At 45.6% G+C, this 10,802-nt stretch carries 15 protein-coding genes; 3 read left to right on the forward strand and 12 right to left on the reverse strand.

Annotation, left to right across the window (positions count from 1 at the left end; genetic code table 11):
• Positions 1 to 24 precede the first annotated feature (24 nt).
• The 6 genes from THAL_RS02380 to rodA are packed head-to-tail and all read right to left on the reverse strand — an operon-like array spanning position 25 to position 3,774.
• Positions 25 to 411 carry a PaaI family thioesterase gene (locus THAL_RS02380; protein WP_012991519.1) on the reverse strand — a complete coding sequence of 129 codons (387 nt, stop codon included), beginning with the start codon at positions 409 to 411 and terminating at the stop codon, positions 25 to 27.
• Complete coding sequence (locus THAL_RS02385) at positions 392 to 1,009, reverse strand: phosphoribosylanthranilate isomerase (protein ID WP_012991520.1); 618 nt, start codon at positions 1,007 to 1,009, stop codon at positions 392 to 394. Before THAL_RS02385 ends, THAL_RS02380 begins: the two co-directional genes overlap by 20 nt.
• Positions 993 to 1,373: a zinc ribbon domain-containing protein gene (locus tag THAL_RS02390; protein ID WP_012991521.1), complete on the reverse strand. Its 381-nt coding sequence runs from the start codon at positions 1,371 to 1,373 to the stop codon at positions 993 to 995. Before THAL_RS02390 ends, THAL_RS02385 begins: the two co-directional genes overlap by 17 nt.
• Positions 1,348 to 1,560 carry a hypothetical protein gene (locus tag THAL_RS02395; protein WP_012991522.1) on the reverse strand — a complete coding sequence of 71 codons (213 nt, stop codon included), beginning with the start codon at positions 1,558 to 1,560 and terminating at the stop codon, positions 1,348 to 1,350. Before THAL_RS02395 ends, THAL_RS02390 begins: the two co-directional genes overlap by 26 nt.
• Positions 1,535 to 2,674, reverse strand: a complete 1,140-nt coding sequence (gene hemW / locus THAL_RS02400; protein WP_012991523.1) for a radical SAM family heme chaperone HemW — start codon at positions 2,672 to 2,674, stop codon at positions 1,535 to 1,537. The genes THAL_RS02395 and hemW overlap by 26 nt, the downstream gene beginning before the upstream one ends.
• The gene (rodA, locus tag THAL_RS02405) at positions 2,671 to 3,774 is read right to left on the reverse strand and encodes a rod shape-determining protein RodA (protein WP_012991524.1); all 1,104 of its coding nucleotides are present in this window, start codon (positions 3,772 to 3,774) and stop codon (positions 2,671 to 2,673) included. Before rodA ends, hemW begins: the two co-directional genes overlap by 4 nt.
• A gap of 38 nt (positions 3,775 to 3,812) precedes the next feature.
• On the opposite strand from rodA, the gene THAL_RS02410 reads away from it, so the two are divergent.
• Genes THAL_RS02410 through THAL_RS02420 form a run of 3 tightly spaced genes read left to right on the forward strand, consistent with a single transcriptional unit; the run spans position 3,813 to position 5,413 of the window.
• On the forward strand, positions 3,813 to 4,166 hold the full coding sequence (locus tag THAL_RS02410) for a roadblock/LC7 domain-containing protein (protein ID WP_012991525.1): 354 nt from the start codon (positions 3,813 to 3,815) through the stop codon (positions 4,164 to 4,166).
• A 3-nt stretch (positions 4,167 to 4,169) separates the two neighbouring features.
• Positions 4,170 to 4,865: a DUF4388 domain-containing protein gene (locus THAL_RS02415; protein WP_012991526.1), complete on the forward strand. Its 696-nt coding sequence runs from the start codon at positions 4,170 to 4,172 to the stop codon at positions 4,863 to 4,865.
• Positions 4,865 to 5,413 (forward strand): GTP-binding protein, encoded by a 549-nt coding sequence (locus tag THAL_RS02420; RefSeq protein ID WP_012991527.1) that lies wholly within the window; start codon positions 4,865 to 4,867, stop codon positions 5,411 to 5,413. The genes THAL_RS02415 and THAL_RS02420 overlap by 1 nt, the downstream gene beginning before the upstream one ends.
• A gap of 7 nt (positions 5,414 to 5,420) precedes the next feature.
• Here THAL_RS02420 and argC read toward each other — a convergent pair whose 3' ends face one another.
• The 6 genes from argC to THAL_RS02450 all read right to left on the reverse strand — a co-directional run bounded on the left by argC (position 5,421) and on the right by THAL_RS02450 (position 10,799).
• Complete coding sequence (gene argC, locus THAL_RS02425) at positions 5,421 to 6,440, reverse strand: N-acetyl-gamma-glutamyl-phosphate reductase (protein WP_012991528.1); 1,020 nt, start codon at positions 6,438 to 6,440, stop codon at positions 5,421 to 5,423.
• Positions 6,425 to 6,865 (reverse strand): 30S ribosomal protein S9, encoded by a 441-nt coding sequence (gene rpsI, locus THAL_RS02430; RefSeq protein ID WP_012991529.1) that lies wholly within the window; start codon positions 6,863 to 6,865, stop codon positions 6,425 to 6,427. The genes argC and rpsI overlap by 16 nt, the downstream gene beginning before the upstream one ends.
• A complete protein-coding gene (rplM, locus tag THAL_RS02435; protein WP_012991530.1) occupies positions 6,862 to 7,296 on the reverse strand; it encodes a 50S ribosomal protein L13 in 435 nt (144 codons plus the stop codon). Before rplM ends, rpsI begins: the two co-directional genes overlap by 4 nt.
• A 42-nt stretch (positions 7,297 to 7,338) precedes the next feature.
• A complete protein-coding gene (locus THAL_RS02440; RefSeq protein ID WP_012991531.1) occupies positions 7,339 to 7,803 on the reverse strand; it encodes a DUF1122 family protein in 465 nt (154 codons plus the stop codon).
• Positions 7,775 to 9,001 carry a histidine--tRNA ligase gene (hisS, locus tag THAL_RS02445; RefSeq protein ID WP_012991532.1) on the reverse strand — a complete coding sequence of 409 codons (1,227 nt, stop codon included), beginning with the start codon at positions 8,999 to 9,001 and terminating at the stop codon, positions 7,775 to 7,777. The genes THAL_RS02440 and hisS overlap by 29 nt, the downstream gene beginning before the upstream one ends.
• Before the next feature lie 112 nt (positions 9,002 to 9,113).
• Positions 9,114 to 10,799 carry an ATP-dependent nuclease gene (locus THAL_RS02450; protein WP_012991533.1) on the reverse strand — a complete coding sequence of 562 codons (1,686 nt, stop codon included), beginning with the start codon at positions 10,797 to 10,799 and terminating at the stop codon, positions 9,114 to 9,116.
• Positions 10,800 to 10,802: the final 3 nt, after the last annotated feature.

The raw sequence follows: 10,802 nt of genomic DNA on the forward strand, positions 1-10,802 counted from the left end.
CGTTCCCCCTCCATGTATTGTAACCTATCTGTCCAGTACGTGCTTCTCTGGTACCACACACAGGAAATCTCCCTCAAAAACCTCCTCATCCCCTCTGAAGACTCTCACTTTTACCCAGCGCTTTTTTCCCTCCACTCTGGTAAGTTCTCCCTCCGCTCTCAGGAAGTCTCCCACCACCACGGGCTTTTTGAACTGTACACTGGCATGAGCCAGTACTACAGTAGGCTCGTTGACCGTCAACATGGCACAGTAGTCGGCAAGACTGAAGATAAAACCTCCGTGTAGGAGCCCTCTTTCATCGGCACGCATCCTATCGTGAGTAAGGAGCGTCACCACAGCCCTGCCTTCCTCTACGATGAGAGGCTCTCCGCTGAGACTCCTGTCTATCTCTTTATGGGTTCTCAACAGCATGACAGAACTCCTCCATCTTTTTGTGGTCCTTTACACCAGGAGATAGCTCTATACCCGAGGACACATCCACACCGTAGGGCTTCACCTTCTTTATAGCCTCACCCACGTTTTGAGGTGTAAGCCCCCCAGAAAGGATGATCCTATACCCTTGGCGCACTAAACTTACCGCCACATCCCAGTTGAAGGTTTCTCCGGTTCCTCCGTAGGTACCCTCCTTGTGGGTGTCTAAGAGAACCGCATGAGCCTCCCTCCAAACAGGATCAACCCTTAGGCCGTCCTTGACCCTAAAAGCCTTTATAACCCTATCCATACCTACTCTGAAAGCAATGGAAGGATCCTCGTCTCCATGTAACTGTAAGAGATCAACTCCCATGTCCAGAAGCTCCCTAAGATCCTCGTAAGGAAGGTTCACCACCACCGCCACCTTTAGCACATCTCCAGCGATGGTAATAAGCTCCTTTAGTCTCTCTTTGCTTACATAACGTGGACTCTTAGGGTACATCACAAAACCCACGTAAGACACACACAACTCCCTTGCTTTGACCACATCCTCTTCCCTTGTAAGACCGCAGAACTTCACCTTAACCTTCCGTTCCATCTTTCTCCTCTTGAAAAAGCTGCGTTCTGCAGAAGGGACAGACCCGTGCCCTTTTGCTGACCACCGAACAACAGACAGGACATCTTTTTACCCCCCTCAGATACAGAAAAGGCTCACTCTCTACGTAGCGTCTCATAAGAAGGTACACAGCGACAATGGCAAGAATTACACCCCAACCTTTTACCGCAGTAATAAGATCTCTGTGCTGTGTCCAGAAATAGGTGGTGATGACAGAAGACACCCAAAAGGCGTATCGCCTTTCTAGAAACACCTGAACCAGTATTTGCAACAGGGCCATATAAAGGAAGAACTGAAAGAGGGGCTCCGTCATTAGAGGTTCAAGGAGTTTCCACAGAGTTTCCATCCCTCGCACCTCTGTGAAAGACCCAGAGACCATGTCCCAAAGCAAAGCCTAGAACCACCGTTAGGGTATCTAAAACATCTTTGGAAGGTAGCAAAAATAAAATACCTCCAAAGAAAACTATCCTTATTGGAGAGGACAGGAGGAGAAGTTTCCTGCTTCTCTTACCTATTCTGTAGAGGAGCTCCACGTAAAGTACCCCCACCAACAGGCCCGTTAAAAACTGCATCATATAATTCTAACAGGATAGAGTTCATGAGAAGCCAGCCTTTTTTTGTGAGCCTGAGCCTGCCCTCTTCCACCACAAAGAACTCTCTAATGTGAGAAGGAATGAGAGGTAGTAACTCCTCCTCCACGCCGTATGCGGTCCTAAGACCTACGAAGAGCCTGTCAAAGAGGAGCTCTTTACCTTTGAGCTCCTCTACCGTCTCCACAGGCAGTTTTTTCTCCATCAGAGCATCCCGGTAAAGTTCCAGATTTCTCGTGTTTCCCATCCTTTTGTTTTCCACAAAGCTCCAAGCGGAAACACCAAGACCCACGAATTCCCCGTGTGTCCAGTAGAGGAGGTTATGCATGCATTGGTAACCTTTCTTGGCAAAGTTACTCACTTCGTAGTGTACAAAGCCTAGCTCCTCCAAAGCCTCCGAAAGCAAGAGGAACATATCTGCCACCCTTTCGTCGGAGGGCATCTCCAGTTGTCCCTTCTTCACCATAATGCCAAAGAGGGTATCCTCGTAAGGTGTCAGCATGTAGGCGGAGAGGTGAGCTATGGGTAGATCCCTCACCACCTTCAGCTCTTCTTCCAAATCCTCCAAGGTCTGCCCGGGGTAAGCGTATATGATATCCACATTTATGTTTCTGAATCCAGCTTTGTAAGCGGTGAGGACACTTCTGATACTATGATAAACACTGTGATCCCTCCCCAGTATCTTCAGCCCCTTAGGAAGGAAACTCTGAGCCCCGATACTGATACGGTTCACTCCTGCAGAAAGAAGAAGCCCCCAGTCTCTCTCTGTGTAATCCTCTGGATTACACTCCACTGTAATCTCCCGGACATCACCCACCCTCTGGACCAGCTTACTCACAAAGGACGCCAGAGTCTTTGAATCCAAAAGGGAAGGTGTACCTCCACCAAAGTATATGGTTTTCACACGCCAGTTTTCCGTAAACCTAAGCTCCAGCTCCCTCAGAAGGAGGTCCAGATACTGGTGGAAGGTTATGTTCCATCGGGTGAGAGAAACAAAATCACAGTAGGGGCACTTCTGCCTACAGAAAGGTATGTGGATATAAAGGCCCTCTATCATCCTCTCTCAAAAATTATCTGTCTCGTCTTGAGTTCTTTTATAAGAGAGAGACACACACCCAACAGAAGACCAAAGGTGATGATACTGCTTCCTCCGTAACTCACAAAGGGAAGAGGCATACCTACTACGGGAAACATGCCCATAGTCATAAGTAGATTTATCGATACCTGAAAGAGGAGCAGGCCCGATGCCGTACCCAGAAAAACCCTCTCCGTCATATCCAAAGTGAGAGGCACGTAGGTGATTAACCTAAGTATTATCAGGAAGAAGAGGGAAACGAGAAGAGCACTCATCCAAAAACCCCATTCCTCCGCTATTACGGAAAATATAAAGTCCGTGTGTTTTTCAGGGAGGAAGAGAAGGTGCGACTGTGTGCCTTTTAGAAAACCTTTACCCAGAAACTCACCGGAGCCTATGGCGATGATGGACTGTATCAACTGATAACCGCTACCCGAATAGTCGGCGTGAGGATCCAACACGGCCAGTATTCGCTCTTTCTGATAGTCTTTAAGAAGGTGCCACCCAAAGGGAAGAAACAGGATGAGCAGAAGACCGGCCAGTGCAAAGTAACGTACCGGTAGGCCCCTGAAAAAAAGAGCAAAGGCAAAGATGGCCCAGTATACCATGGATGTTCCAAGGTCCGGTTGATGAAACACCAGCACGAAGGGTATGGTGAAGAGAACCACCAACAGTAAAAGATCTTTTTGAAAGAGCTTGTCCATCTTACCCAAGGCATAGGCACTAAGTAAGACAAGGGAGAACTTCATAAACTCCGAAGGTTGTATGTGTACAGGCCCTATATCTATCCATCTCTTGGCACCATAAACCGTCTTACCCACCAGAGGAACCATCACCAGAAGGAGGAGGTTGAAGGCATAAACTACGGGAGCGTACTCCACCATCACGTGGAAAGGTACTCTTGCGAGGAGTAGTATCAAGAAGATACCCATCAGCTGATACAGGACCTGTTTTACAAACATAGGGCTGGTGGTTCCACCGTAAGTGGCGCTGTAAACCCCTAGGAGACCTATTGACATTATGAGGATCACACTCAGCGTCAGGGGAAGATCCACAACGGCATTCTTCCAGTTTTTCACCATATGAGTTATAGTATAATCTTGAAAGAGAGGAGGGAAAGATGGACAGATACACTCAGGTCCTTCAGGAGCTCATAAAGAACACGGGGATAGAAGGTGCTTCCTTAGTATCGGCCGACGGTCTCCCCATAGCCTCCGTCCTTAAGCCGGGCATGGAGGAGGACAGAATAGCAGCTATGAGTGCAGCTATTTTATCCTTAGGGGAAAGAGTCGCCGACGAACTGGCCAAGGGTTCTCTGGAACAGATAACCATCAAAGGTCACGACGGATACGTCATCCTAACGGGGGTGGGGACCGACGCCGTCATGGTGGTACTGGCAGACAACAACGCCAAGCTGGGTCTTCTCCTTATGGAGATAAAGAAGGCACAGGAAAAGGTGAAGGGACTTCTGTAAAGGATGGCTCTCACAGGAGACCTCAGTAACTTCAGCTTTGTGGATATATTCCAGGTACTCTTACAGGGTAAAAAGAGCGGCATACTGCTGGTGGAGTGGAAGGACCTTACCTGTGCCTATTACGTGAAGGACGGTGACGTCATCTTTGCCAGACCTGTGGACAAGGTTTTCAGGGTTTACACCGATAGGGATTTTGACCAACTTCTGGTCAAGTTGAGGATAGACCCCAAAAGTATGCCGAGGACGGTAGAGAGGTTTCTGGTAGGTAGGTTCCACCTCAAAGAGGGGATCTTTTCTTTCACACCGGGCTTTATAAAGTACGGATCTTCTTACCCCGTCGAGTACAGAACTCCTCAGCTCCTCCTGATGGCTTCGAGAGAACTCTCACCAGAAGAGGTGGAGAGAAAGATATCGGACGAGCTGATGCTTTTGGAAAAACTGCCTTCGGCGGAAGAAACCGTTGGCCAGCTTCCCCTCACGCCTGAGGAGAAGAAAGTGTGGAATCTCATAGATGGCGTTAAAACAGTGGCCCAAATAAGGGCCGAGTCAGGCCTTCCTAACCTTACGGTGGACAGAGCCTTGTATGCCTTCATGGCCTTGGGTGTTGTCAAAAGGAAGAAGAAGGAGACACAGCAGTACAAACCCTCCATAACCCTGGAACTGCTGGCCAAGATAATAGAGAGGATAAGGGGACTGTGATGAGGTTGATAAAGAAGATAAAGGTGGTGGTAGCTGGACCCTTTGCAGCCGGTAAGACCCAGTTCATCAACACCGTCAGTGAGATAAAGACAGTACAGACGGAGAGGAGAACGAGGGCCTCTTCCGAAAGATCCGTCAAGGAGTACACCACAGTGGCTATGGATTTCGGAAAGATAAGAATAGATGACGAGCACGAACTCTATCTTTTCGGCACTCCCGGACAGTCACGCTTTGATTTTATGTGGGAGATACTGGCGGAGGGGGCCCTAGGCATCATAATACTGGTAGACAGTACAGATCCTTCCACCTTTCATGAGGCACGCAGGATAATAAACTTCTTCCAATCCCGTTTCCCAGTTCCCATGGTGGTGGGAGCCAACAAACAAGATCTACCCAACGCGTGGCCACCTGAGGATATAAGGATAGCCCTTGATATAGATGAGAGCGAGAACATTCCAGTGATTCCGTTATCTGCCAAAGATAAGGAAAGTGTGAAGAACGTTCTGCTGACACTTCTCTATCTCATAAAGAAACAGATGGAAGTTTGACCGAGTTTTAAGGAAAGAGGGGAAGTAGATCCAGCCCAAGTTTTTCGTTCCATCCCATCATACAGTTCATGTTTTGAACAGCTTGAGAAGAAGCACCTTTTCCCAGATTGTCAATAACAGTTATCACCTGCAGTATCCCTGTTCTCGCATCGTACACGGGATACGCCAAACACATGTTGGTGCCCATCACATGCTTAGTCATGGGAGGCTCATCCACCACTTTCACAAAAGGCTCAGAGGAGTAAGTGTCCCTAAAAACCTCTATCCAGCTGGCATCAGCACCACCCATGTAGACGGTCACCATCATACCCCTCGACATGGGAACCACGCGCGGAGTGAACCTAAGAGAAACTCTCTTACCTGTCAGTCGAAAGATAACATCCTCCATCTCCGGTGTGTGACGGTGCTTGAGAACTGAGTAAGGAAAAGCGTTCTCCGTCATTTCGGGAAAGTGAAACTGCTGAGAAGTCTTCCTACCGGCCCCTGACACACCCGATATGGCATCCACCACCACCCACTCAGGAAAAAAGCCCTCCTTCATAAGGGGATATATGGCAAGAAGAGCTGCGGTAGGATAACAGCCAGGATTGGCCACCAAACGAGCGTTCCGTATACTCTCCCGAAAGATCTCGGGAAGACCATATACAGCTTCCTTAAGGAGATGAGGGTAAGGATGTTCCCAGCCGTAGTACTGGATGTAAGCCTCTGACGAGGATATCCTGTAAGCACCCGAAAGATCTATCACCTTCTTTCCCATCTCCAACAACTTTGGAACAAGGTCCCTTGAAACCTCGTGAGGTAAACACAGAAAGGCAAGATCAAAGTCCTCCGAAGGACTATCCTCCAGCCTCTTATCTCTCAGAGAGTCCGGTAAAGAAGGGAGAAGGTCACCCAACTTCTTACCGGCGTGGGAAGAAGATACCAAAGAGGAGATCCTAACCCCCGGATGAAGGGAAAGAAGCCTGAGAAGTTCGGTGCCCGTGTATCCTGTGACACCGAACACACATACCCTTAACGTTTGCTCCATCTGTAGCCTTTTCTTGCTTTCATGAGGCCGTACTTCTTGCGCTCTTTCTCTCTTGCGTCCCTCGTCAACAACCCTGCCTTCTTAAGGGTGGGTCTAAGTTCAGGATTGTACTTGAGGAGAGCTTTAGCAACACCGTACATGATGGCATCTGCTTGACCGGATATGCCACCTCCTTCTACCGTAGCATAGATACCAAACTTACCCTCCGTTCCCGTAAGTTTGAGGGGATAAAGGACTTTCTGGAACAAGGTTTCCCTCTGAAGGTACTGGCGCATATCAAACTCTTTACCACTGTCTTTGGATTTTACTATGTACTTGTCGGAACCCTTGACAAGCCACACACGGGCTATACTCTCTTTCCTTCTACCTGTTCCGTAGTAGGCATTGTCCACTCCTATCTTAAAGTCCCTCAAAATAGTGATCATGCTTCAACCTCCAACTTCTGAGGTTTTTGAGCTACGTAAGGATGTTCGGGACCCCTGAGGACCTTTAGTCTCTTCATCATCCTGTGCCCCAGTCTGTTTTTAGGGAGCATCCTCTTCACAGCCAGTCTTATAACCTCTTCTGGCTTATTCTCCAGCATCCACCTTAGGGTGTATGCCTTAAGGCCACCCGGATAGTTACTGTGCCGGTAGTAGATCTTTTGCTCCAGCTTCTTGCCTGTGACCCTTATCTTATCGGCGTTCACCACCACCACAAAATCACCACAGTCCACATCAGGTTGGTAATAAGGTTTGTGCTTTCCTCTCAGAAGGCGAGCTATCTGACTGGCAAGCCTTCCCAGAGTCTTACCTTCTGCATCTATGAGCCACCAGTTTCTCTGCACATCCTCCGGTCTTACCCTGTAAGTCTTCATAGCTACCTCTCCTGATATTTAATAAACAGAAATTATAACACATCATCTTTCTGCCTGTATCTTGTACCCTCCCTCTCTTCCTCCTTCGGGTATGTACCAGTCCCTGAAACGTACGTATCCCAGATCCCTGAGCTTCTTACCTAACCTGGTTTCCTCCACAGGAACACCCTTTTTAAGCTCCCACATGGTCTTAGGATCTGTGTAATACTCTACAAAGAGGCGATCAAATCTGTCCGACAGAAGGCGGTAAAGCCAGTCTTCTGCGGGACTCTCAAAGAAGGAGGTGTCTATGTCAAAGAGCTCTGCCCAAGGCTTCCAGTAAGGCTCTCTGCCATAAAAAAGCTTCACTGTTAAAATGTGCTTGTCTTCCAGCACCATCACAAAGTCTTCTTCTTCCGCAAACCTACCAACCTTTACTTTGACGGCATAAAACCTACCTTCTCCCCACTCTGTACCTTCTCTCAACCTGGACCTCAGATCATCTATGGTAGTCTTTGAGAGCCTCAAGTTTAACCCTCCTCTGTTCACCAGTGGCCAGATCTTTGATGCTAACCTCCGAAGAATTTTTCTCATCTTCCCCCACTATAACAGCGTACCTGGCTTTAAACTTGTTGGCCAGCTCCAACTGTTTCTTTAGAGAACCCTTCTTGTAAGAGATCTCCACCCTCTTACCCTGAGATCTGAGAAAGTCAGCTACCATAAGAGCGTACTCCTCTACTTGGCCAAAAGGTATAACAAAGTAAAGAGGCTCCTCCTCTTCTTGGACAGAAACCAGCATAGAAAGTCTCTCTACTCCCACCGCAAAACCTACCGCAGGCGTGGGTGGTCCACCCAGTTCCTCCACCAGGTAGTCGTACCTTCCACCTGCTATGATGGTGATGTTTAAAGTTTCTGAGACAGCTTCAAAGACAGTACGTGTGTAGTAATCAAGGCCCCTCACCAGATGTGGGTTTTCTCTGTAAGGAACTTCCATAACTTCTAGATACCTTTTTACCGAGTGGTGATGTTTTTTACAGTCCTCACACAGATAATCCAGCATACGGGGTGCTTCCTTCACCGCTTCCTGACACGTGGTTACCTTACAGTCCAGCACCCTAAGGGGATTTTTATCCTTTCTCTCCATACAAACGTCACAAAGATGTCCTGCCACACTTTCCAGAAACTTACTGAGAGCTTCTCTGTAAACAGGTCTGCACACCTTACACCCCAAAGAGTTTATCTCCACCACCGCAGGTATTCCCAGTTCCTTAAGTATGAGATGAACTATCTTTATCACCTCGGCATCCACCAGAGGATCTTCACTACCAAAGACCTCCGCCCCTATCTGGTGGAACTGTCTGTATCTACCCGCCTGAGGCCTCTCGTACCTGAACATAGGACCCTCATAGAAAAGCTTCACGTAAGGCCTAAGGGTGTAAAGACGGTTCTGAAGGTAAGCCCTCACAGCGGAAGCTGTGCCTTCAGGCCTTAAAGCCAACAACCTACCCTTCCTATCGGGAAATACGAACATCTCCTTTTGAACTATGTCTGTAAAGTCTCCTATACTCCTCTGAAAAAGCTCTGCGTACTCCACCACCGGTAGTATGACCTCTTCAAAGTTAAACCGTCTCAGAACTTCTCTAACCGTCTGTGTCACACGCCTGAACTTTCTAAGATCTTCACCCAATATGTCATGGAAACCCCTTACTGTCCTAAACTCCTCCATGCTAAAATTATAGAACCCTTCAGGTCAGGTTTCACCAGCAGTTAGCTTCTTAGGTTTTGCCTTCAGGAGGGTTTAAACTAGGTTACTTCTACCGTGACAACCTCAAGTCGGTTTATTCACCAGCACTTCCTCCGGTCTGTGATTCTACATACTCTTTCACCTTTAGTATTGCCTTCCTATACACCTCAGGAATGAGATCTTCCTTTGCTGTCAATTCCCCAATAATTCTGCCAAGTATAATTGATTTATTACCTCTCAGTTTTTTGATGCTATCTTCTTTATTAATTCTTTCCAAGAAAGCTTTTCTCCCTTGTTCACTTCTCTGATATGCTCCTAATTCCACAAGTATGTCATACAAAATCTCCTGCTTCCCCTTTTCAAACAATAAATTTACTAAATCTTCTTCAAAATCCTTACCTTTAGTTATAAAGTCATATCCTTCCAAATCTTTCCCATCATCCTTATCTGCTATAGAAATTGTTTTGATTCCAAAATGATTCAAAAGCTTGCATAACGGCTCTATGCTACCTTTACCGTCAGCCTTTAGCACACTTATTCCATACTCGTCCATGTCTCCTAAAAGTTTGTTCACCCATACAGGTATTGCCCCAGCTTCTGTATCTCCTTCAACAACAATTACACAATTTGAGAAAAATGCCTCTTTTATATGTGGAATATTCTTTAAAAGTTGTTTTTCTTCTTTCTCTCCTAGTTGTATGGATATACCACTCTTTGCTTCAATTTTGTCACCAGAAGATACATAAAACCTTACTATTTGCTTATAGTCGTTCAGTAAAATATTTGGTGAATGGGTAACAACTATTGCCTGTCCTAACAATCCTGAAATATTAAAAGCATTTTTAAGTAGATCTAAAAATTCTTTATCTTCATTTGAAAGGATTCGCTTGATATACTTTATCAAACTTCTCTGCATATATGGATGAAGATGTATCTCTGGTTCATCTAATCCAAGGATTAATGAAATATAACGATTATCCTTATGAGTATCAGTATCTGTATATATACATTCATTAGTATACTGTTTTCTTTCCAGTAAGTACATTATCCTTTCCAAAACTGATAGAATAACGATCAGCTGAAACTGGACACCATATCCAAGTTTCATTATTTCAATTCCATCTCTATCTTTTAAATTTATTAACCTCTGGATAAGATCCTTTATGTCCTTTTCCTTTTCCGCTCTTATACCGAATTTTTCAAAAGGTTTTAACTTTTCAAAAAATGAGTTTATTTCTTCTAAAATATTATCTAATTGTTCTATCTTTATCTCAATATTTGATGTTTTGCCTTCCTCAAAAGATTTTTCTATTAGGTAGTGTAAAAACTTACCCACGCCTCTTCTTTTATGGAAAGTTAGCTCCTCATCTGGTTTTCTTAATGGATCGTATCTTATGAAGTTAGCACACCTAAAGTATTTATAATCTATGGGTTTACTACTTTCTTTATGAAAATATTTGATTCCTTCGTCTGGATCTTCCTGCTTCACTATAACATTAATACGGTTGCTATTGTTAGGATCAAAATAATCTTCAAAGATACCAATTTCCTTTTCATCCAATAATAAGGAGATCTCAATCTCTATAGGTGTAGGATTCTTCGGATCTTTAAAATCTCCTTCTTCAAATCTTCTTTTATTAAAAATAATATCAAGTAAATCCAGAAAGTTAGATTTTCCTATATTGTTCTCCCCTACAATAAACGTAATATCTTCGTGTAAACGAATCTCTACCCCATCTAAGTTTCTAAAGTTACTGCATTTGACCCTCTCGATCTTCATGCT

Origin of the sequence: Thermocrinis albus DSM 14484, assembly GCF_000025605.1 — a bacterium.
GTDB classification, from domain to species: domain Bacteria; phylum Aquificota; class Aquificia; order Aquificales; family Aquificaceae; genus Thermocrinis; species Thermocrinis albus.